22 protein-coding genes, 1 tRNA gene and 1 pseudogene are annotated in these 20103 nt (G+C 56.4%); 11 read left to right on the forward strand and 13 right to left on the reverse strand.

All coding sequences use genetic code 11. From position 1 onward, the window contains the following. The first annotated feature begins 80 nt into the window (after positions 1-80). From A0251_RS13415 to A0251_RS13425, 3 genes are all read left to right on the forward strand, one after another. Complete coding sequence (locus A0251_RS13415; protein WP_231874237.1) at positions 81-581, forward strand: hypothetical protein; 501 nt, start codon at positions 81-83, stop codon at positions 579-581. After that, positions 578-1585 carry a YqaJ viral recombinase family protein gene (locus A0251_RS13420; protein WP_062817358.1) on the forward strand — a complete coding sequence of 336 codons (1008 nt, stop codon included), beginning with the start codon at positions 578-580 and terminating at the stop codon, positions 1583-1585. Before A0251_RS13415 ends, A0251_RS13420 begins: the two co-directional genes overlap by 4 nt. A gap of 104 nt (positions 1586-1689) precedes the next feature. Further along, positions 1690-2565, forward strand: a complete 876-nt coding sequence (locus tag A0251_RS13425; protein ID WP_062817359.1) for a hypothetical protein — start codon at positions 1690-1692, stop codon at positions 2563-2565. On the opposite strand, the gene A0251_RS13430 is transcribed toward A0251_RS13425, so the two are convergent. Next, positions 2562-2891 carry a helix-turn-helix domain-containing protein gene (locus tag A0251_RS13430; RefSeq protein WP_197461936.1) on the reverse strand — a complete coding sequence of 110 codons (330 nt, stop codon included), beginning with the start codon at positions 2889-2891 and terminating at the stop codon, positions 2562-2564. The two genes, A0251_RS13425 and A0251_RS13430, sit on opposite strands and share 4 nt — an antisense overlap. A gap of 242 nt (positions 2892-3133) precedes the next feature. Here A0251_RS13430 and A0251_RS13435 point away from each other — a divergent pair, with 242 nt between their 5' ends. The 3 genes from A0251_RS13435 to A0251_RS13445 all read left to right on the forward strand — a co-directional run bounded on the left by A0251_RS13435 (position 3134) and on the right by A0251_RS13445 (position 4961). Next, complete coding sequence (locus A0251_RS13435) at positions 3134-3694, forward strand: DUF4339 domain-containing protein (protein WP_062817361.1); 561 nt, start codon at positions 3134-3136, stop codon at positions 3692-3694. A 38-nt stretch (positions 3695-3732) separates the two neighbouring features. Beyond that, positions 3733-4521: a hypothetical protein gene (locus A0251_RS13440; RefSeq protein ID WP_062817362.1), complete on the forward strand. Its 789-nt coding sequence runs from the start codon at positions 3733-3735 to the stop codon at positions 4519-4521. 83 nt (positions 4522-4604) lie between these two features. Further along, positions 4605-4961 (forward strand): hypothetical protein, encoded by a 357-nt coding sequence (locus tag A0251_RS13445; protein ID WP_062817363.1) that lies wholly within the window; start codon positions 4605-4607, stop codon positions 4959-4961. A gap of 243 nt (positions 4962-5204) precedes the next feature. On the opposite strand, the gene A0251_RS13450 is transcribed toward A0251_RS13445, so the two are convergent. The 3 genes from A0251_RS13450 to A0251_RS13460 all read right to left on the reverse strand — a co-directional run bounded on the left by A0251_RS13450 (position 5205) and on the right by A0251_RS13460 (position 7885). Continuing rightward, positions 5205-5402 carry an AlpA family transcriptional regulator gene (locus A0251_RS13450; protein WP_062817364.1) on the reverse strand — a complete coding sequence of 66 codons (198 nt, stop codon included), beginning with the start codon at positions 5400-5402 and terminating at the stop codon, positions 5205-5207. A gap of 49 nt (positions 5403-5451) precedes the next feature. Further along, positions 5452-6162: an inovirus Gp2 family protein gene (locus tag A0251_RS13455; RefSeq protein ID WP_062817365.1), complete on the reverse strand. Its 711-nt coding sequence runs from the start codon at positions 6160-6162 to the stop codon at positions 5452-5454. Positions 6163-6538: 376 nt separating this feature from the next. Beyond that, the gene (locus tag A0251_RS13460; protein WP_197461938.1) at positions 6539-7885 is read right to left on the reverse strand and encodes a winged helix-turn-helix domain-containing protein; all 1347 of its coding nucleotides are present in this window, start codon (positions 7883-7885) and stop codon (positions 6539-6541) included. Positions 7886-8076: 191 nt separating this feature from the next. Between A0251_RS13460 and A0251_RS13465 the strand changes: the two genes are divergently transcribed. Further along, positions 8077-8775, forward strand: coding sequence for a hypothetical protein (locus tag A0251_RS13465; protein ID WP_035249049.1), 699 nt, complete (start codon positions 8077-8079; stop codon positions 8773-8775). Between the two features lie 346 nt (positions 8776-9121). Here the strand turns inward: A0251_RS13465 and A0251_RS13470 are convergent. From A0251_RS13470 to infC, 8 genes are all read right to left on the reverse strand, one after another. Next, a tRNA-Pro gene (locus tag A0251_RS13470) sits at positions 9122-9198 on the reverse strand. Positions 9199-9472: 274 nt separating this feature from the next. Beyond that, complete coding sequence (locus tag A0251_RS13475; RefSeq protein WP_035249051.1) at positions 9473-9832, reverse strand: MerR family transcriptional regulator; 360 nt, start codon at positions 9830-9832, stop codon at positions 9473-9475. Next, positions 9813-10115, reverse strand: coding sequence for an integration host factor subunit alpha (gene ihfA / locus A0251_RS13480; protein WP_062817366.1), 303 nt, complete (start codon positions 10113-10115; stop codon positions 9813-9815). The genes A0251_RS13475 and ihfA overlap by 20 nt, the downstream gene beginning before the upstream one ends. A 25-nt stretch (positions 10116-10140) precedes the next feature. Continuing rightward, positions 10141-12516, reverse strand: a complete 2376-nt coding sequence (pheT, locus tag A0251_RS13485) for a phenylalanine--tRNA ligase subunit beta (RefSeq protein ID WP_062817367.1) — start codon at positions 12514-12516, stop codon at positions 10141-10143. Positions 12517-12614: 98 nt separating this feature from the next. After that, positions 12615-13634: a phenylalanine--tRNA ligase subunit alpha gene (gene pheS, locus A0251_RS13490; protein WP_062817368.1), complete on the reverse strand. Its 1020-nt coding sequence runs from the start codon at positions 13632-13634 to the stop codon at positions 12615-12617. 263 nt (positions 13635-13897) lie between these two features. After that, on the reverse strand, positions 13898-14257 hold the full coding sequence (gene rplT / locus A0251_RS13495; RefSeq protein WP_062817369.1) for a 50S ribosomal protein L20: 360 nt from the start codon (positions 14255-14257) through the stop codon (positions 13898-13900). 26 nt (positions 14258-14283) lie between these two features. Next, complete coding sequence (gene rpmI / locus A0251_RS13500; protein ID WP_062817370.1) at positions 14284-14478, reverse strand: 50S ribosomal protein L35; 195 nt, start codon at positions 14476-14478, stop codon at positions 14284-14286. Between the two features lie 38 nt (positions 14479-14516). Beyond that, positions 14517-15077: a translation initiation factor IF-3 gene (infC, locus tag A0251_RS13505; protein ID WP_062817371.1), complete on the reverse strand. Its 561-nt coding sequence runs from the start codon at positions 15075-15077 to the stop codon at positions 14517-14519. A 729-nt stretch (positions 15078-15806) separates the two neighbouring features. Here infC and A0251_RS13510 point away from each other — a divergent pair. Further along, the gene (locus A0251_RS13510) at positions 15807-16763 is read left to right on the forward strand and encodes an arsenic resistance protein (RefSeq protein WP_062817372.1); all 957 of its coding nucleotides are present in this window, start codon (positions 15807-15809) and stop codon (positions 16761-16763) included. 15 nt (positions 16764-16778) lie between these two features. Here A0251_RS13510 and A0251_RS17245 read toward each other — a convergent pair. Continuing rightward, positions 16779-17036, reverse strand: a pseudogene (locus tag A0251_RS17245) (mercuric reductase); the annotation flags it as partial. A gap of 107 nt (positions 17037-17143) precedes the next feature. Between A0251_RS17245 and A0251_RS17420 the strand changes: the two are divergent. The 3 genes from A0251_RS17420 to A0251_RS13520 all read left to right on the forward strand — a co-directional run bounded on the left by A0251_RS17420 (position 17144) and on the right by A0251_RS13520 (position 20103). Further along, complete coding sequence (locus A0251_RS17420; RefSeq protein ID WP_156478295.1) at positions 17144-17491, forward strand: hypothetical protein; 348 nt, start codon at positions 17144-17146, stop codon at positions 17489-17491. Between the two features lie 102 nt (positions 17492-17593). Further along, the gene (locus A0251_RS13515) at positions 17594-18865 is read left to right on the forward strand and encodes a TolC family protein (protein ID WP_231874238.1); all 1272 of its coding nucleotides are present in this window, start codon (positions 17594-17596) and stop codon (positions 18863-18865) included. A 23-nt stretch (positions 18866-18888) separates the two neighbouring features. Beyond that, positions 18889-20103, forward strand: a complete 1215-nt coding sequence (locus A0251_RS13520) for an efflux RND transporter periplasmic adaptor subunit (protein ID WP_062817374.1) — start codon at positions 18889-18891, stop codon at positions 20101-20103.

The raw sequence follows: 20103 nt of genomic DNA on the forward strand, positions 1-20103 counted from the left end.
TTCCCTACTCACTCTTTTCCCTCGACTAAAGCCCGACCCGCTCTGAGCCGGTCGGGCTTTTCATTGTTTGGAGCCTGACCATGACAGAACGTAATCACGATAGCCGCGTGACCCCGGAAGCCAGACTCTCTGCGCCGCCCCTCTCCCCGCATCTGGCCGCCATTTGGGGCGCCTTCCTCCATGAAGGGGTGATGCTGAACAGAAAGCGCGGCACCCGGCTTCTGGAGATCTGGGGTAATGGCTGTATCGAACTGATCAGCACCCTGTGTGACCTCATCCCCGATATCTGGAAACAGGTGCAACCCTATTGGTACGGCCCGCAAGGGTTTCCTGGGGTGTTCGAGTACGAGGTGGTGTCCATTCTGGGCGAACAGCTGGGCACCTATTTGCTCGAGAATGACGGCAATTTGCCGTCCAACGCCGACATCCAACAGATGATCACCGATCTGGTGGTCACCTTCTTCAGCCAAGGCGGCAGTCATGAGATCCCCTCGGATCAGACGCCCCAGACCCATCGGCTGATCAATCTCCATGATCGCTTTACCGAACGTCTGACCCAACTGGAAGGAGGTCACTCATGAGCACGCCCCGCGCTGTCAAACCCTCATCCCGTCCGGCCCTGCGCCTGGTGTCCACCAAGGGCATGAACCGGGAGCAGTGGCTCAAGGTCCGCAAGCAAGGTGTCGGGGCCAGTGATGCCGCTGCGGCGGTGGGGCTAAACCCGTATCAGTCCCCCCTGGAGCTGTGGATGATCAAGACCGGGCGGGATGGGCTATTACCGGCTCCCGACCCAGACGACATCCACACCCCGTTGTACTGGGGCAACCTGCTGGAACCCAAGGTGGCCGAGGCCTATGCCAAAGCCACCGGCAACAAGGTACGGCGAGTGAATGCCGTGCTCCAGCACCCGGATGCGGACAAGCCCTGGATGCTGGCCAATCTGGATTACTCAGTAGTGGGGAATCCAGAGGTTCAGATCCTGGAGTGCAAAACCACCGGCCTCAATGGTGCCCGGCTCTGGGCCGGTGGGGTACCGGAGTACATCCAGTGTCAGGTACAGCATCAACTGGCCGTCACCGGCAAGCAGGCCGCAGACGTGGCCGTGCTGATCTGCGGGCAGGAGTTGCAGATACACCGCATTGAGCGGGATGAGACGGTCATCAAGAAACTGATCGAGCTGGAGCGCGCCTTCTGGCACTTGGTGGAGACCGACACGCCACCCGATGCCGATGGCTCCGACTCCGCCGACCAGGCGCTGCGGGCACTCTATCCCTACGACGATGGTGAAGCGCTGGATCTCATTGACGACGCAGCTCTCAATGGTGACTTCAACGAGATGCTGGATATCCGGGATCGCCTGACCCGGCTGTCCGAGCGGGAAGCCCGGCTCAAGCAGCGTATCCAGCAACGCATGGGCGAGGCAGCACGGGCTTATTTCATAGAAGGCCTGGTGAGCTGGAAGCGCAGCAAGGACAGTACCGTGCTCAATACCGAGGCCTTGCTCAAAGCTCAACCCTCACTACTGCAGCAATTCCCCAAGCACCGTGCCGGCAGTCGCCGGTTTCTGATCAAGTCCAACACCTGATCGTTCTCGCATCACCTCACTCAATACCCCACGCCTTACAGCATAAACGCCGGGCCCTGCCCGGCTGCTGTGTGTTTTATCTATCCAGATATCAGGAGAATCCCATGATCAAAGGACTCGCCATTACCCCGCCGGTGATTGGCCGTATCAGCATTGGCCGGGTCGTAGAGAAGAACGGCAAGCGTCTGCCGGAGAAAGACGACCAATTCACCCTCACCACCCAGATCCAGACTCGGGAGGGCTGGCTGCCGCACCCGCTGGATGAGGCCCTGCGTCAGGAGGCACAAGGCAAGAAGCTGCGCAGCATCCCCGTCACCCTACCCTTCAATGATCCAGACCTGAATCTACGGGCGGAATACACCTTCTTCGAGCGCAAGAGTGGCCGCCCTCTGTGCAGTGGCGACGGGGAGACCTGCCGACGTCGTACCGACCAGGGCCTAGCACCACTGCCCTGCCCGTCACCGGATATGTGTGACTACGGGGCCCATGGGTTGTGCAAGCCCTACGGGCGCCTCTATGTCCGCATCGGGGAAGAGGATGAACTGGGCTGTTTCGTGTTCCGGACCACCGGCTACAACAGCATCCGCACCCTGGCTGCCCGGCTGCATTACTTCCATGCCATCAGCGGCGGCAACCTGACCACCCTGCCCCTGGAATTGAAGCTACGCGGGAAGAGCACCACCCAGAGTCACCGGGCGCCGATCTACTACGTGGATCTGACACTCCGAGCAGGTTTGAGCATGGCGGAGGCGGTCAGTCAGGCCAGAGAAGCCAGCAAACAGCGGGAAAGCCAGGGGATCAATCAGACGGAACTGGATAAGGTTGCCCAAGCAGGTCTGCTCAATGCCCAGTTCGAGTATTCAGAGGAGGAAGGGTTACAGGTTGTCGAGGAGTTCGTGCCGGATAGCCCAGTCTCGCCGAACGAGGCCCCACCTGCACGGGGGCTTAGCCAGAAACTCGCTGAGAAGAAGGAGGGTTAATCGATCATGGCGAGCAGGCCTTCGCGACGCTTCACAGGCAAACGCCGGTAGAGTTTGAGCAGCTGGGCTTCGGCGTCATTACGCACCTGGGCACCGTACTCAGCCTCCGGCTCTGGGGCACCTTCAGCCACGTCACCGCAGATCAGGTGGTCCAGCGAGACTCCCAGGACCACCTTCAGCTTCGGCAGCAGGCGGAATCCAGGCGCATCGCGGCCATTTTCCCAGGCAGAAATCGTGGATTTGGTCACTTCCAGCTCAAAGCCCAACTGCTCCTGGGTCAGACCCAACGCCAACCGTGCCGCCTTCAGGCGCTCGGGAAAACTCATCACGCCCACTCCATCAATCAGATAGAGCAACGCTACGGCAGCACCATACCCCTGTCGTATCGTAATGCTTGACCTTGCATGTGCAGCATTGCAATACTTTTAGAGTCTTGAATTACATAACACTGAAACTGAGACACGCCTTCCAAACCGACAAATCACACCAACAACCCCGCCAGTACTGGGAGGAAGCTCGCGTAATGCTTACCGAAAACCACGGAAAGGAACCATCAAAGGGAATAACCATGGAAAACAGCACTATCGAGAATGACATCTGGTTTTATGAACAGAACGGCGAAAGGAAGGGCGGAGTCACCGAGACCGACCTCATCACCCTGATCAAGAACGGAACACTCCGCCACGGTTCATCCGTCTGGAAGAAGGGCTTCCCCGACTGGACCAACATCGAAGATACCCAGCTTCGAGAGCATCTTGATGACACAACCCCTCCGCCGTTAACCGGCGCCAAAGTCAACAACACCGTTGTGTGGATCCTGGCGTTTGCCCCACTGATCGGTCTCACCCTGGAGTACTTTGTGGCCTACCTGGTTCACAGCAGCGAGTACCGCGCCGAACGAGCCGTCGCCAATGAGCATTTCATCTACATCACCCTGATTCTCAATATTGCACTGTCCTTCCTGGACGAGAAGAAGCTCAAGAAATCCGGTACCGATACCAGCACATTTAGTGGCTGGGTGTGGCTGGTGCCCGTCTATCTCTATCAACGAGCGCAAACCCTGAAGCAGAACCTGGCGTATTTCATCGTCTGGATCGTCTGTTTCCTCCTAATTGTGATTGGTGCGTAAGCCGATCACTCCACGGACGAATTTAAAAGAGAGCCATCATGAAAAACCTCAAAGCAGCCCTAGCAGGCATTTCTCTGGCAGCCCTAACCGGGTGCTCTTCCGAAATAGATGTCATCAGGGAGGGGCGCCTTGAATTACTTCCCGAATATACGGTTGGCCAAGCGCTGGATAGCCGCAAGCTTTGTGAGAGCACAGATTGGACCATCATTGAAGACGAACGGGGCCGAGATATCGTTCGCTACACCTGTGAATTCAAGGATATCGAAAAGAACTACAGGGACACAGCAAATGAAATGATCGATGCCGCAAAGAATGATAGTAGGCCAATCACATTGCAGGAAAGGTTAAACGACCTCGAATCAGAAATAGCGCGGCAAAAACAGCTATTAAAGAAAGCTCAAGACCATATCGACAGTGGCAAATCCTGGACTGAAACAAAAACGGAAAACGGTTCTACCTATACGGTTTGGCGTCGTGTTAAACAGCAATCACTAACAGATATAGAGAATCATGAAAGAGAGGTACGGAACATAAAAAACCAGATTTCAATGGTTGAAAAAGAAAACCAGGAGTCCCTCTCTCTGGCTCAGGAAACTCTTGATAAATACAAAGGCGCCAGGGCCTTTGAAACCATTGACTGGGTGGTAATGGAGGACGGCAGCTTCATGGTGCTTTCCGGAAGCATGCATCATACCAACATATTCAAAGATACCATCGAAGAAACGCCACACGAGAACATACAGTCCGCCCTCTACCTAATTTACAACGAAAACTTCGACACACTATTTGCTTATAAAGATGCGCTACAGCAAATAGCGGAGCTTTGATCACACTTCAATAAGACCCAGTCGCTGACTTGAACGGGCAGCGAATCTGCCCGTTTTATCATCTCCTCAACCAAGGACAACTAATGAGCAAAGATATTGACATCGAAAAATACACCTCCGAAGACATCACTACTGAAAAGCTCTCTGAACTCATTGCCAAGAAAGCCTCTTTTCAAATTGTAGCGGTCAAAAATATCAGCTCCGTGGTAAACAAGGTCGAGGGAGCGATTGAAAAGAAGGATCTGCGATGCCGGGTATACACAGAGTACCGAGCCGCCTCTTTAGCAAGTTTCGCGATCCCAACCGGTTTTACACAGGTTGCAGGCTTTGCCTCAGTGATTGGCATTGCTGCCCATAACCTCGCCACGTTCAATCCTGATTATGAGATAGGAAAGAACAAACCCGCCGGCACAGTGACCGTCATATACAAAAAGGATTAGCCGATTGATGATACCCGCACCATGGTGCTGCATTGGGGCCTCAACGCCGACTTCCCGGGACCGATATTCTGGCCCCGGCGTGGCTCGCCTGGCGCCCTCTAAGGCTTATCTGTCAGGGACAAGCCTCCCCGGCACCAATAGTGCCGGGGTTTGCTTTCTAGATTGAAGTCACGCCTTGTACCCAGCTGAACCCAAGGTAGCAGGCTCCGAAGTCAACCATTCCCTAGGAAAGATTAATGGCCGTCAATGGGCAACCTCCCTCCCATCCCTCTCCTCTATTCGCTCCAGAATCCAAGCTTCAACTTCATCAGATACCCAGCCAACCGCTCTTCCCCCAAGCGGCACGGGTTTGGGGAATTCTCCCTGAGCAATACGCTTGTAGATAGAAGAACGGCCAAGACCGGTATCCTTGATAACTTCTGTGAGCCGCATGAAACGCATGAATTTCTCCTGGTCATTCGTTCATGCGATAGCGCAGCAACGTAAAAACTTACTCACCTCCTCTCTGGCTGCAGCCAAAGTTCCTAAACCCATCGTCATAAAGTTTGGTATCCACCTTTGCCAGGTAGCTCATGCGCCTGAACACCCCCTGATATTGCGCGGTATACATAGAAGCCCCTTTTGAAATCAGCTGAATCGCGCTATCTGGGAAATGGACTAAACCGATTCCTTGGCTCCCAGTCAGACCAAGAGTGCGACCCCAGGCTCGCTGAATACGCTCTGCCATGTTGCTAACTGCTTGCTCTTCCGCCAACCACCAAGGGTAGTCCGGCTCTTGCTGACCTGAGATACGCCCCAAAGCAGAATAGGCATCTCTATTGACCATAATGGCAATATGGTAGTGGGGCTGCCCTTCCCCACCGAATTCGCGACACCAGATCACGCGAACATGGCAGTCATGAACCCGTCTTCCCTGGCTGCGCTTACGCTTCAAATCGCACCGGATCTGCGAACGAAGAGATTTGATGAAGCCGCTTACCTGCCCCCCTTTGGGGCCCGACCAACCGTACGGCAGCCTAGCAACGAAATGGATGACACACGTTCTCGGGTGCTCATTTAAGGCCCGGTCCAAAGTAGACCGGATAGATTTGAGGTAATTCACCGCGAGTGGACGGTCAGGCCTTGCCAGTACCGGCAAGCCCTCCCAGACTGATTCATAGTGGAGTTTGAGGTTGGTGTTGCTTGAATGTCGTTTTCTCATTGTCTGGCACCTATGGTTTCTTCATAGGTACCAGCGCACTGGTTGAAATTTACTCATGAGCAGGCTGGTTTGGTCCAGCCTGCCTGTTACTCAACCAACTGCACTTACCAGCCTTCACAAGTGGGCTGGCTAAGTGACTTTATGACTATATATATCTATTACCGACACTCAGAGCGGGTTATCAAGTACTGAAAGCCCACAACAGGGCCTTTACCCCACAGACGGGAGCCCAAATAGCGCTATCCAGTTAAAACAATCGATTACGAGTTCTGGAACGGGGTTATCGTACCCAGAAGGCCCACAAACCAATAACACTATTGAGCTTGAAGGCTGACATCAATTCACAGCTTAAATCAGTGCTATCCACGGTATGTAACTACCCCTCATCCTCAATACCAACTTCCGTGTCTACAACCTCCTTTTTGGTCTTTACACTTGGCTTAACAAGCAGGCCAATTTCATACTGCTCTTTTGTAGACAAGTCTACACGGTTGATTTCCTTAGTTGATTTTACATAATCGATTGAAGCCCCTTGGTAAATCCCCGGAGTAACATTTCTGCCTGGCGGCGGCGCAACCACAGCCTTTAAAATCAACAACTTACCATTCTCTGTTGATCGCAATATCGATATCCTACCATCTGGTGGCATAAGCAAACGCATCACCCCTAGTTTTTTGCTTAGCACTTCAGATTTCATGCACGCAGCCCTCCATATCCAGCCAGATAGGAACATCGCCGCTCTAGAGGCCGCCTCATCGCTACCCTTTCTCTCCTTTACACATAGCAATGCCTCCATTTCTAAGCGCAGATTGATGCTTGGTTCTGGTAGAAATTGACTGCCAATGAATAAGTATCTATCGGTCAATATTTGACCTACATAATCGTCTAAAACAGCCTGCAGATATTCTTCAAGCCCATCGAGCACAGCATCTTTGAGTCTTTTAGCAACGTCATCTTCACACTTCACCGGCAACAAATAGTTTCTACGGTCATATTCAATGGCAACGTAGGAATCATCCTCACAACCATTACTGAGAATCCTTATCAACTGAGGAATCTCTCGGCCCGGGTGGTACTGATCTTTTTTTTGTATATGAAGGACAAACGCCCGACCACACCAGCTAGCCTCAAAAATAGGGTGAGCCAGGTTGAGAAAATAGATGCTCGGGCACTTGCCGATTCCTATATCACTCACAATCCCAGCAACCACATCTCGCATGTACCCTAAGCGCCAAAGCTTCCTCAAATGCCGGCGTACTCTTTGAACTGACATCCCCACCTGCTTGGCCAAGCCAAAAGTCGAACAATTTCTGACTACACCGCAGGAATCCGCCTCAGTCAGCAACACTATAAGAACCAGCTTGCTACCGACACTCAGGGCATCAGGGTTGGGAGGGCCAAAAGTACGACCTTTCTTTCTCGTGACCTCCAACCCTCCAGGTGAGGGAATACTGAGCAGTGACTTTACCAGCCCCTCATGTCCCACACTCACTGGCCCAACCTGGAGATTCAACCGATCGGCAACGAGCTTTGAAAGTCGATAATCGTAAGACGGCCTTCCGGTCCTACCTTCAACGCGCCGGGCATCAAGAAGACCTTGGTCAACCAGTACCCCTATCGAATGACGGGCTAATCTCTCACTAACTCCCAACTTCCCCGCCAAACGGTCCAGAGACGTTTGAGCCCATTCGCCTATACCAAATTGATAGATAAAGGCAGTCAAAAAATATCGCTCAGCGGCCTGCAGCTCTTCAGACGACAAGCAGTTAAAGCTGGATACTAGAGCATTGCCAAGGTACATATTTGCACAAATGATATCTATTTTTGCCCATTATCAATTATGATCATATTTACGTCAATTCATACGGTATGATTTACTTGTCATGAAAATCTCAAGCATTAGGAGCATTGAAAGTGAAGAAACCAATCCCACCGAAAGAGTGGCTTGGCTCCGACAAGGACAAGTCAGATTGGGCCAGGCACTATTTGCGAAACAACCCCCCATCAGCCCTTTCAGTAAAAGCTCCCCACGAAGAGAACGAGCCGACCTTGATGACACTGGAAAGAATTTGGAATAACGGATTGGGGGCAGATGCTTTTGCACGCATCAAACGAGCATGGAATGCTTACAGCTACCGGAAGAACAAAAACAAGCGGACTTTCAGTTTTGTGCTACCCGTAGAAGAAGCTCTGTTTTTGAAACGTACGTCCAAATATCTAAAGGTGTCACAAAGCGCCCACCTGACAGCTCTGATTTGCCAGGATAGAACACATATCGAGAAACTGAGAAATGAGCATCAACAAAGACTCGAAGGCGCCAGAAAAACGCGCAATTCACTGGTAGAGGACAGAAAAACCAAAGAGCTAGGTCGCCTGCGGAAAGAAAATACGAGGCATGCGGGCATTCTCAAGCAATATGAAGAACTTATAAGAAAGCTAGTAGAGAAAGACCTTGTAAGGCAGGAATTAGAAAGGCAGGGATTGCAGGACCCCATACAACTCGATGCGAACAAAAGGGACGACCTGGACTCTCAAGCCAAAAAGCTGGCAGCAAGACACCTTGAGGATGCTCGAATTGACGCGTCTCGCACTTCTAACTACTCAGCGCCCTGACACCACCTCCAAGTGATCCACCCAACGCTGCAACTACAAGCGTCACCCAGCCTCATAGCTATGGAGTACCCTCAACCCCTTTTCTAGAGTGATCCGGCACAGCTTCAGCCATCTTGCCGGGCATCCAATACGCGCCAGGCCTTTGTAAACGGACCGCCTGACCAATCAGGGAAAACTAAAGGTCAGTGGCGCGTAAAGTAAAGGAGACAGGCCAGCCACAGGGATTAGCTATTGAGAAACGGTGACGGAACGGTGACGAAACACAGAAAAGCATAAGCGACGCCTAAAAACCAAAAAGGCCAGTCATCCATGACTGGCCTATCTCTTTGTTTTTCCGACCTTAATTTGGTCGGGACGGGAGGATTCGAACCTCCGACCCCTTGCACCCCATGCAAGTGCGCTACCAGGCTGCGCTACGCCCCGAGATGTGCTTGGCAGGCAGAGCTACCAAAGCGGCGGCAATCATAGCGGATTTGATGGGGGGATGGAACCGGTAAAGTGCTGTTTGATCAGGGTTTGAGCGATGGGGGATTCGTTCAGGTGGATGGGTGTTTGCTGTAGGGCTGGCGGAAGGCTGTTGGCTCTTCGCCATGCGAGCATGGGCTCCAACGGCGACTCGCGAGCATGAAAAAGCCCCGGGAGCTTGGCTGCCGGGGCTTTTTTCGCCTTGCAAGCAAGGCTCCAACGGGAATGGGGCTTAGGAGGCTTTGAGGACGTCGAGGACCTCTTCCATCTCCACGATCATCTGCTTGATGAGCTGGTGGTACTGGGTGGCCTGTTCGGCATTGGCGCCGCCTGTGAGCTGCTGGCGGGCACCGCCGATGGTGAAGCCCTGATCGTACAGCAGGCTGCGGATCTGGCGGATCATCAGCACGTCCTGGCGCTGATAGTAGCGACGGTTGCCACGGCGCTTGACCGGCTTGAGCTGGGGGAATTCCTGCTCCCAGTAGCGCAGCACGTGGGGCTTTACGTCACACAGGTCGCTGACTTCACCGATGGTGAAATAACGTTTTCCTGGAATCGCCGGCAATTCGTCGTTATGACTTGGTTCCAGCATAGGCCTCAACCCGTTGTTTTAATTTTTGTCCTGGACGGAAGGTGACAACCCGGCGGGCGGTGATGGGGATTTCCTCACCGGTTTTCGGGTTGCGCCCTGGCCGTTCACTCTTGTCCCTGAGATCGAAATTGCCGAAGCCGGAGAGTTTGACAGGCACGTTGTTTTCCAGCGAATGGCGGATCTCTTCGAAGAACATCTCCACCATTTCTTTCGCTTCACGTTTGTTCAAGCCGAGTTCTTCGAACAAACGCTCGGCCATGTCCGCTTTGGTCAGCGCTCCCATCAATAGCTCCCTAACCCTTCCTTAATCAGTCCCTTAAGGCGGCGTTAAACTGTTGTTTTAACTGGGATACTACGGCATCCACCAGGTCGTTTACCTCTTCATCCTTAAGAGTGCGCGAACGGTCCTGGAAGGTCAAGCCCAAAGCAAGGCTTTTACGATTTTCACCGATGCTATCACCTTGATATATATCAAAAATCCGAACCCCTGTGAGACGTTCGTCACAGGCATTGCGGACCGCCGCCACCAGCTCGCCGGCGGGCACGCTATCCTCCACCACGAAGGCCAGATCGCGACGCATACGCGGCTGGTCGGAGACTCCGGCAAATGCCGGCAACACGCCTTGCTGCAGGGGCGCGAGGGCCAGCTCGAAGGCGTACAGCTGGGTCGGCAGGTCCAGATCGGCGGCCAGGCGCGGGTGGATGCGACCCAGGTAGCCTACCACCTCGCCATCGCGCTTGAGGGCGGCGGTCTGGCCCGGATGCAGGGCCGGGTGCTCGCCAGGCTCGAAGCGGAAGGCGTCGGCGTCGGACAGGGTCAGTAGCGCTTCCACGTCCCCTTTCAGGTCGAAGAAGTCCACCGGGCGCTTGCCTTCCCAGTTCTGCGGCTGGGCGCTGCCGTAGAGCAGGCCGGCGATCATGGGAGTCTGTTCCAGCCCCTGCTCGGTCGGTACGAAGCGCAGGCCGGTTTCGAACAGGCGCAGGCGGTCGGCCTGGCGGTTCAGGTTGTGGCGGGCGGTGCTGAACAGGCCGGCCAGCAAGGTGGTGCGCATGACGCCCAGGTCCGTGGAGATGGGGTTGAGCAGCGGCAGCGGCTCCACCCGTGGCTCCACCTGCCTGAGCAGACCGGGCTCCACGAAGGTGTAAGTGATCGCTTCCAGATAGCCACGATCGATCAGGGCGTCGCCCAGGCGGCGCTGGTTGACGGTCTGCTCGGCCACCGGCTCGCCGGAGGGGGAACCGGCCGGCACCCGGCTGGGCAGTTTTTCATAGCCGTAGATGCGCGCCAGTTCCTCGATCAGGTCCGCTTCGATGGCCATGTCGAAGCGCCAGCTGGGAGCCAGCACCATCCATTCCTTGCCGCTCTCTTGAGTCGACACTTCCATGCCCAGGCGGCTGAGGATGTCTTCCACCTGTTCGGCGGGCAGGCCCATGCCCAGCAGGCCTTCGATGCGATCGGCGCGCAGGGTGATTTCCGCCTGGCGCGGCAGCTTGCTCTCTTCGACCGCTTCGCTGACCGGGCCCGGCTGGCCGCCGGCGATCTCCAGGATCAGGGCGGTGGCCCGTTCGATGGCCTCGTTCTGCAGCTGCGGGTCCACGCCCCGCTCGAAGCGGTGGGAGGAATCCGTGTGCAGGCCGTAGGAGCGGGCCTTGCCGGCGATGGCCAGGGGCGCGAAAAAGGCGCATTCCAGGAAGATGTCCCGGGTGTCGCTGGTGACGGAGGACGGCTTGCCGCCCATGACACCGGCCAGGGCCAGGGCATCGCTGTCGTCGGCGATGACCAGGGTGTCGTCGCGCAGGGTCAGCTCCTGGTCGTCCAGGGTGAGCAGTTTTTCTTCGGCGTTGGCTTTGCGCACGGTGATGCCGCCATTGAGCTTGGCCAGATCAAAGGCATGTAGAGGCTGGCCCAGTTCCAGCAGCACATAGTTGGTCACGTCGACGATGGGGTCGATGGTGCGCAGGCCGGCGCGGCGCAGGCGCTCGATCAGCCACAGGGGGCTGTCGGCGTTCACGTTGACGCCCTTGATGACCCGGCCCAGGTAACGGGGGCAGCCTTCGCTGTCCGCCAGGGTCACGGTGAGGGTGTCGTCGATGGCCGGGGCCACCTTGTCGATGTTCATGTTGGCCAGCGGGCTCTGGTTCATCACCCCCACTTCCCGGGCGATGCCACGCACGCTCAGGCAGTCGGCACGATTGGGCGTCAGGTCCACTTCGATGACCGCATCGTTGAGCTGCAGATAATCACGGACATCGGTGCCCACCGGGGCGTCTTCCGGCAGTTCCATCAGGCCATCGATCAGGTCTTCCAGGCCCAGCTCGGAGGCGCCGCAGAGCATGCCGTTGGATTCCTGGCCGCGCAGCTTGGCTTTCTTGATCTTGAAGTCGCCGGGCAGGACCGCGCCCACCTGGGCGAAGGGAATTTTCAGGCCGGTGCGCACGTTGGACGCGCCGCAGACTACCTGCACGGTGTCGGTGCCATTGGTGACCTGGCAGACGCTGAGTTTGTCCGCATCCGGGTGCGGTTCGCAGCTTTCCACCTGACCGACCACCACGCCGGTGAAGGCCGGGGCGGCGGGTTCCACGGCGTCCACTTCCAGGCCGGCCATGGTCAGTTGCTTCACCAGGGTATCGGTATCGATGGCGGGGTTGACCCATTCCCGCAACCAGGCTTCGTTAAAACGCATTGTCGAATTCCTTTAAATCATGGGAGTTTCTGTATGGCCGCCGGGGAATTCGCCTTGTGAACAAGGCGCCAACGGCGGCCTGACGGTACAGAAACGCCTTAACCGAACTGGGACAGGAAGCGGGTGTCGTTTTCGAAGAACATCCGCAGGTCGTTAACGCCGTAGCGCAGCATGGTGAGACGCTCCACGCCCATGCCGAAGGCAAAACCGCTGTATTCACTGGCGTCCACGCCGCCGTGCTCCAGCACCTTCGGGTGCACCATGCCGCAGCCCATCACTTCCAGCCAGCCGGTGTGGGAACACACCCGGCAGCCTTTACCGCCACAGCTGACACAGCCCACGTCCACTTCGGCGCTGGGCTCGGTGAACGGGAAGTAGCTGGGGCGAAAACGCACCGGCAGGTCTTCCACTTCAAATACAAACTTGAGGAATTCCGCCACGGTGCCGCGCAGGTCGGCGAAGGTGACGTCCTTGTCCACCAGCAGGCCTTCCACCTGGTGGAACATGGGAGTGTGGGTCAGGTCGGAGTCACAACGGTATACCCGGCCCGGGGCAATGATGCGGAACGGCGGTTTACCCTGCTCCATCACCCGCACCTGCACCGGCGAGGTGTGGGTACGCAGCAGACGGCCGTCACCGAAGTAGAAGGTGTCGTGCATGGCCCGCGCCGGGTGGTGGGACGGAATATTCAGGGCTTCGAAGTTGTGGAAGTCATCTTCCACTTCCGGCCCTTCGGAAATATCAAAGCCGAGACGCAGGAAGAAATCTTCAATGCGGCGACGCATGCGGGTGACCGGGTGCAGGTTGCCGGGCAGTTCGCCCCGGCCCGGCAGGGTCACGTCCACGGTTTCACTGGCCAGCTGCTTGGCCAGGGCCGCTTCTTCCATGGCATGCTTGCGGGTGGCGATAGCATCCTGGACTTTCTGTTTGCCTTCGTTGATCACCGCGCCGGCCTGGGGGCGCTCTTCCGCGCTCAACTTGCCAAGGCCCTTCATCAGGGCGCTGATCTCGCCTTTCTTGCCCAGGTACTTCACCCGGACATCGTCCAGGGCCCGGATATCGCCAGCCTGTTCAACGTCTGCCAGGGCAGCGTCCACCAGGGCGTTGAGATTTTCCATTGAAGACTCCGCAGTCTTTAGAAAGCTGCAAGCTGCAAGCTACAAGCTGCAACGCGGTTCAGAACCCTGCCAACCGACTACCACTTGAGCCGCGCCGATACAGTGCAGCGCGGGGAAAGCGTTTTCGTGTGGCTGCATGGAGGAATCGTGTTGCAGCTTGCAGCTTGTCGCTTGCCTCTGGTCTTTTTTTCAAACAAAAACGGGGGAAGAGCGCGAGCTCTTCCCCCGTTGAGTATGCTGTTTTGTCTAGGACGAAACAGTAATCAGGCGGTGAGACTCGCTTTGGCTTTTTCGGCCAAAGCGCTAAAGGTTGCCTGATCGCGGACAGCGATGTCCGCCAGTACTTTACGGTCAACTTCGATGGACGCTTTTTTCAGACCATCGATCATGCGGCTGTAGGACAGGCCGTTCAGACGCGCAGCGGCGTTGATACGAACAATCCACAGACGACGGAACTGACGCTTGCGAACCTTACGGTCGCGGTACGCGTACTGACCGGCTTTGGTAACGGCCTGAACCGCTACACGGAATACACGGCTGCGGGCACCGTAGTAGCCTTTAGCCTGCTTGAGAATCTTCTTGTGCCGGCGACGGGCCTGCACACCACGCTTTACTCGTGCCATTTTTCAGTCTCCAAAAACCGTATCAGTTATGCGTAGGGCATCATGCGTTTAACCAGAGCTACATCAGAATCATGTACCTCGGTTTTCGGACGCAGCTGACGGATAGTCTTGGAAGACTTCTTGGTCAGGATGTGGTTTTTGAATGCCTGCTTGCGCTTGAAACCGGAGGCGGTTTTCTTGAAACGCTTGGCAGCCCCACGATTTGTCTTGATTTTAGGCATGGTACCTTCTCAAGTTGGTGAATTAATTAAACAGTCGATCAGGACTGCTTCTTCTTTTTGCCCGGGCTGAGCACCATGATCATCTGGCGCCCTTCCATGTTCGGACGTTGCTCAACGGAACCGTATTCTTCCAGGTCCTTCTCGACACGTGCGAGAAGCTCCCGGCCCAGTTCCTGGTGAGCCATCTCCCGGCCGCGGAAACGGACGGTGATTTTCGCTTTGTCGCCGGCCTCGAGGAAACGAATGAGGTTACGCAGTTTCACCTCATAGTCACCAATGTCGGTGCCGGGACGGAATTTGATTTCCTTGACCTGGGTCTGGCGCTGTTTCTTGCGCCCTTCCTTGGCCTTCTGTTTGGCTTCAAACAGGTGTTTGCCGTAATCCATGATTCGGCAAACCGGCGGTTCCGCACCAGGGGAGATTTCCACCAGATCCAGCTGTTTTGCGGTGGCTTTCTCCAGCGCTTCCTGCAGGGTCACAATACCGACCTGCTCACCGTCCACATCAATCAACCGTACTTCGGTTGCCTGGATTTGCTGATTTATATTGGCGCGCTGCTCGCGGCCTTTGCCTCCACGCTTAATGTCGTGAACCTCCAATCTGTTATCGAAAACGAGACGAGTCGCCTCATCGCCTCAGTAAATAGGCGCGCATTGTATGCCACCACAACGGGCACAACAACCCCGACCCCTGCGGCCGGCGTGCGCAACTGACTGAAACGGAATGAATTCTGGCCGGTTGAGCGGTCTCTCTCCTGCCAGGCCACTGCATAACAGCGCCTGAAAACCGGCAAGGGAGCGTATTTTAAGCAAATCCGGACACTTTTCAAGCGCCCGGACCGGTATATTCCCGTGGCTGGCGGCGGGATGCTTGCCGCCGGGAAGGCGAATCGCACCGCCAGCCACGCTCCTACAGGGTGGGTTTAGCCGGTTTCAGACTTATTCCCACTCTATTATCAATAAGAATTTTTTATCTTTTATTTTCAATAGCTTATTTTACTGATAATCGGTAATGCCATGAAAAATACCATACTCAGAAATTCCTTGAAAATAATTTCATTTTTTTACTGACAGCCCCTCTCAACAGGGTCAGAACCAGCCAAACCGGGTAAAAAAACCACCAACCCTGTGGAGACGCCCATCCCCGCTACTGTCGGCAAAAAGGTATAACGCTGACGCTAACCATTTTACCGTATCTCCCCCGACCCAACCTAAAGAGTTTTCAGTCCCCCTCGATAAGCCTGCCGAAATGCTCAGGGCAAGTGTCGGGAGTTCATTGCGCACCAATGATACTATCGTGCTCTCGAAAAACAGCGGGAACAGCCTTAAATGCGCGAACAACTGGAACGATATCAAGTCTGGCTTTATCTCCTAGCCATCTTGGCCGGCATGGCCATCGGCTGGATGTCACCAGAGCAGACCCGTCATTGGGAAGCGCTACTTTGGCCCGCACTGGGCGTTCTCCTGTACACCACTTTCACTCAGGTACCACTGATACATCTCAGGTCGGCATTTCGTGATCGCCGCTTTCTGGCCGCTTTGCTGACGGGCAATTTTATTCTGATACCAGTGGTCGTTGGTCTTCTATTGTGGTTGTTACCGGATGATCCCGCTATTCGTCTCGGCGTGCTGCTGGTACTGCTGGTACCCTGTACGGACTGGTTTATCAGTTTTACCCATCTCGGTGGCGGGGACGGTGCCCGGGCCATCGCGGCCGCGCCGATCCTGCTGATTGTGCAGCTCATTTTGCTGCCTGTTTACATCTGGCTCTTCATGGGCAATATCGCCATTGAACTGGCGGTTGGCAGCCACTTGCTGCCAGCCTTCTTCGGACTGATTGTCACTCCGCTGATCCTGGCCTGGTTAACCGAACGGCTGACGGAAAAGCACCAGCGAGCGCAAACACTGGTGGACTGGCTTGGGTGGCTGCCCGTGCCATTGCTGGCGCTGGTGGTGTTTCTGATTGCCGGCTCCCAGGTCAGCCTGGTGATCGACAATGGCGCCCTGCTGTGGTCCGCGCTCGTGGTCTTTGTACTTTATCTGGTTGCCGCTGCTGTTATCGGCAAGGGGCTCAGTGAGCTATTCGGGTTCACACCCACTATCGGCCGCACACTCACGTTCAGCTTTGGTACCCGAAACTCCTTCGTTATGCTGCCACTGGCCCTGTCACTGCCGGAGCCCTGGCGTGCCGCTATCGTTGTCATTGTGTTCCAGTCCCTGGTCGAGTTGTTCGGCATGGTGGCGTATCTGCGCTGGCTGCCGCGCCTGATCAGGAATGCCGACTGAGCCGGGAACGCAGCCTTACCCGGCGCAACAGGACAATTGAATCACATCCGTGGTAAAAGTCTGGGCGCAGAGCTTGAGCCCTTCCACCATGGTCAGTAGGGAAACAGCTCTTCAGCCAATTCCTGCACGGTCATATTGGTCCGCATCGCCATGACCACCGGCATGGCGCGAAGATCGAACATAACGTCGCCGCCGGCCATATTGATCCCGGCCCGGCCGCCCCCCGGCGGCGGCCACATAGACGAACTGCGGTTGGTCGGTGCAATCGCCCGCCACTCAGGGCAGCGCACTACTGACTCACGTAACACCATGGGTGGGCCAGTCGTTTCAATGTGGTTGCCTTTCTGCTAGGCTCACGATCAAATTCCGGGACCACTTGCATGATTAAACGCTGTTTCATAGTCGCAATGACGCTGTTGATTGCTTTGCAGTCAGTGGCGTCTATTGCCTATGAAACACAACCGCACAACCCCGCAATACCACATTATGATGCGCATTCACACGAATCAGCGGATTTTTCCAACGAAAATCAGGCAACCAAGTCGTCTCCCGACAGCCCCAGTCATTCAGCGGACCATTGTCATCACAGCCACAGCTGCTTTCACATGGTGTTGCTGGGAACCCTCACAGACATTTCCGGCGTGACGGCGGGAATAGTACTGTCCGACTACCAAGCCAACTTCACCACCGGGGTTCAATCCTCCCTTTTCCGCCCTCCCATTTCCTGACCCTGCGAATATCTTCCCCACCCGGGGAATAACCGTCATTTAGAATTTCGTAGGAGCAGTCTCATGCTTTTCAGAATGCCCGTAAAAAACGGGCGGCGCGCAATGCCGTGCCACTTTATTATCCATGCCTTTTGCCTTCTAGCGCTGGCATTCGGTTCTGCCCTGGCACACGCCGGTGACAAACCGCTCACTCTGTCCGAGGCCCTCTCGCGGGCCATGGCGCAAAACCCCGGCCTCCAGGTCTTCGATTTTCGCCTTCAGGGCCTTGAGGGTCGCCGCGTTACGGCAGATCAAAATCCTGCCCTGGAGGCCGGTCTGGAAGTGGAAAACTTCCTCGGCAGCGACAATCTGCGAGGAGTTGACGGGGCAGAGTACACCCTATCCCTGTCATCGGTTCTCGAACTTGGCGGCAAGCGTCAGTCCCGCGTCAGCGTGGTTGAATCACGATACGGCCAGGTCGAGGCCGAGCGCCGGGCCGAGACCCTGGATCTCTTGGGACAGGTGACCCAGCGCTTTGTCGCCACACTGGCCCTGCAGGAAAAACTGGAACTGACCGCTGAAGCCGTGGCGCTGGCCGAGGCCACCCACGAGATCGTCACCCGCCGCGCCGACCGGGGCGCTGCGCCCCAGGCCGAAGTCCTGCGCGCCAGGGCCGCGCTCACCCAGAGTCGTATTGAGCAGTCCCGTCTTCGAGCCGCCTACGAGAGCCGGAAAATGGCTCTGGCTTCGCTGTGGGGTGATACCAGCCCGGACTTTCAAATGCTGGAAGGCGATCTGTTCCAGTTCGGTTCCTCCGACAACTTCGAGGCCCTGTACCAGCGGGTCAGCGACAGCCCGGCCATTCAAATCTACGCCAGCGAACAGCGTATCCGCGAAGCGGAGATTCAGCTGGCGCGCAGCCAGTCCGAGAGCGACATCCGTTGGCAGGTCGGCATCCGGCGTTTCGAAGAGACGGATGATACCGCCTTGACCGCTGGGCTCTCGGTACCGCTCTTTTCCGGACGGCGCAATCGCGGCGAGGTGCAGGCCGCCCTGGCGGCGCGGGATGAGGTCCGACTCCGCCGGGAGGATACCCTGCTGCGCCTCCATTCGCGCCTGTTCGACGCCTACCACTTGCGGCAACAAAGCATCGAGGCTGTTGAGCAGGTTCGCGGCCAAATGCTTCCCGACCTGACCGAGGCACTCACTCAGACCCGCGAGGCCTACGAACGCGGCCGCTACAGCTATGTGGAATGGACCGCCGCCCAGCGGGAGCTGCTCTCAGCACGGGAGGCACTGGTCGACGCCGCCACCACGGCGCTGCTCAACCAGGCGCTGATCGAACAACTCACGGCACAGCCTCTCGCCGCCGTTCCGGGCGTCCCGGCGCGCTAATCCACGAATTCAGGATTCACACCATGCAACTGATAAAACAACTCTGTCTGATTCTGGTGGCCACCTGCCTTGCCATCAGCCCCTTACAAGCTGCCGAGGAACAACACGACGAATCGCAGGCCGAGGCTAAAGGACCTCACGGCGGCATACTGCTGCAACAGAACGACGCCACCGTCGAACTGCAAATCTTTGAGCAGGGCGTTCCCCCGGAATACCGGGCCTGGGTCACCAAGGCTGGCCGCGCCGTTACCGATGATATTGACCTTAATGTCCAGCTCACCCGCCTGGGTGGGCAAGCGGACACTTTCGACTTCGCCTACCAGGGGGACTACTGGCTGGGGGATGGTGTGGTGACCGAACCCCACTCCTTCGACGTAGAAGTGAGCCTCGCCATGGACGGCAAGAACTACCGATGGCACTGGGAATCCCACGAAGGTCGCACCCGGATCGCCCCGGATATCGCAGATAAAGCGGGTATCACAACGGCCGCAGCCGGGCCGAGTGCCATCGAGCGCAGCCTCACCACCTACGGCAGCCTGACCACGGCACCGCAACAGATTGCCCGGGTGCATGCCCGCTTCCCCGGTGTAGCCACTTTGGTGAATGTCAATTTGGGCGATCGGGTCGAACGTGGTGACGTACTCGCTCAAGTAGAATCCAACGAAAGTCTGCAGACCTACGCACTGCGCGCGCCCATCGACGGGATTGTCATTGAGCGCCGGATCAGCAACGGGGAAATGACCGGGGAGCAACCCCTATTCGCCATTGCCGATTTGACCACTCTGTGGGCCGAATTCAAGGTCTTCCCCGGCCAACGGGCCGAGGTTGCCATTGGCCAGAAAGTCCGACTGAAGGCTGACGGCATCGAGCGGGAAGGCACCATCCGCCACCTGCTGCCGGCACCCGGCAACGCGCCCTACACCCTGGCCCGGGTCGAAGTCGACAATGCCGAGGGACTGCTGACCCCCGGTTTGCTGGTGGCCGGGGATATCGTGGTGGAAACGGTGGAGGCCCCCTTGGTGGTTGACAACCGCGCCCTGCAATCCTTCCGGGACTGGACCGTGGTGTTTATTCAGGTGGATGACACCTACGAGATCCGCCCACTGGAGCTGGGCCGCAGCGACGGCAACCTGACTGAGGTGCTGGGCGGCCTGCAAGCAGGCGATCGCTATGTGGTGGAAAACAGTTATTTGATCAAGGCCGATATCGAAAAATCCGGCGCATCCCACGACCACTAA

Origin of the sequence: Alcanivorax sp. NBRC 102024, from assembly GCF_001602235.1 — a bacterium.
GTDB lineage: Bacteria > Pseudomonadota > Gammaproteobacteria > Pseudomonadales > Alcanivoracaceae > Alcanivorax.

Coding starts and splice junctions, on each gene's coding strand:
- A0251_RS13415 (WP_231874237.1), top strand. CDS start 81: ATGACAGAACGTAATCACGATAGCCGCGTGACCCCGGAAGCCAGACTC.
- A0251_RS13420 (WP_062817358.1), top strand. CDS start 578: ATGAGCACGCCCCGCGCTGTCAAACCCTCATCCCGTCCGGCCCTGCGC.
- A0251_RS13425 (WP_062817359.1), top strand. CDS start 1,690: ATGATCAAAGGACTCGCCATTACCCCGCCGGTGATTGGCCGTATCAGC.
- A0251_RS13430 (WP_197461936.1), bottom strand. CDS start 2,891: ATGAGTTTTCCCGAGCGCCTGAAGGCGGCACGGTTGGCGTTGGGTCTG.
- A0251_RS13435 (WP_062817361.1), top strand. CDS start 3,134: ATGGAAAACAGCACTATCGAGAATGACATCTGGTTTTATGAACAGAAC.
- A0251_RS13440 (WP_062817362.1), top strand. CDS start 3,733: ATGAAAAACCTCAAAGCAGCCCTAGCAGGCATTTCTCTGGCAGCCCTA.
- A0251_RS13445 (WP_062817363.1), top strand. CDS start 4,605: ATGAGCAAAGATATTGACATCGAAAAATACACCTCCGAAGACATCACT.
- A0251_RS13450 (WP_062817364.1), bottom strand. CDS start 5,402: ATGCGTTTCATGCGGCTCACAGAAGTTATCAAGGATACCGGTCTTGGC.
- A0251_RS13455 (WP_062817365.1), bottom strand. CDS start 6,162: ATGAGAAAACGACATTCAAGCAACACCAACCTCAAACTCCACTATGAA.
- A0251_RS13475 (WP_035249051.1), bottom strand. CDS start 9,832: ATGCTGGAACCAAGTCATAACGACGAATTGCCGGCGATTCCAGGAAAA.
- ihfA (WP_062817366.1), bottom strand. CDS start 10,115: ATGGGAGCGCTGACCAAAGCGGACATGGCCGAGCGTTTGTTCGAAGAA.
- pheT (WP_062817367.1), bottom strand. CDS start 12,516: ATGCGTTTTAACGAAGCCTGGTTGCGGGAATGGGTCAACCCCGCCATC.
- pheS (WP_062817368.1), bottom strand. CDS start 13,634: ATGGAAAATCTCAACGCCCTGGTGGACGCTGCCCTGGCAGACGTTGAA.
- rplT (WP_062817369.1), bottom strand. CDS start 14,257: ATGGCACGAGTAAAGCGTGGTGTGCAGGCCCGTCGCCGGCACAAGAAG.
- rpmI (WP_062817370.1), bottom strand. CDS start 14,478: ATGCCTAAAATCAAGACAAATCGTGGGGCTGCCAAGCGTTTCAAGAAA.
- A0251_RS13510 (WP_062817372.1), top strand. CDS start 15,807: ATGCGCGAACAACTGGAACGATATCAAGTCTGGCTTTATCTCCTAGCC.
- A0251_RS17420 (WP_156478295.1), top strand. CDS start 17,144: ATGATTAAACGCTGTTTCATAGTCGCAATGACGCTGTTGATTGCTTTG.
- A0251_RS13515 (WP_231874238.1), top strand. CDS start 17,594: ATGCCGTGCCACTTTATTATCCATGCCTTTTGCCTTCTAGCGCTGGCA.
- A0251_RS13520 (WP_062817374.1), top strand. CDS start 18,889: ATGCAACTGATAAAACAACTCTGTCTGATTCTGGTGGCCACCTGCCTT.